The organism is Psychrobacter sp. S1-30-MNA-CIBAN-0213, from assembly GCF_040309845.1.
GTDB lineage: Bacteria > Pseudomonadota > Gammaproteobacteria > Pseudomonadales > Moraxellaceae > Psychrobacter.
The window spans coordinates 1-236 of sequence record NZ_JBEOPE010000178.1 but is presented as its reverse complement, the minus strand read 5'-3'; the positions used below and the strand labels follow the sequence as shown (position 1 = coordinate 236).

Genomic DNA, 236 nt, shown 5'->3' with positions numbered 1-236 from the left:
CTGCTACGTCATGAACGCTACGTGGTGGCATTGCCAAAATCACACCCGCTTGCCAATGTACGTAAGCAGCGCTTGATAGACCTAGCGAACAATCGCTTAATTTTATACCATCAAACACATTTGCCAGTATCGTCCACGGTGACGACAGAGGCAGTGACCCAAGCGAACGATAAACTGTCTACAAATAGAGTCAACCGTGCTGCTACTCATGAAGCAGCGTCTAGCGATCCTATTAC

Annotated in this window: 1 pseudogene; it reads left to right on the top strand. The window is 47.9% G+C overall.

Going from position 1 to position 236, the window contains the following annotated elements:
- Nucleotides 1-236, top strand: a pseudogene (locus tag AAEY87_RS14410) (LysR family transcriptional regulator); the annotation flags it as partial.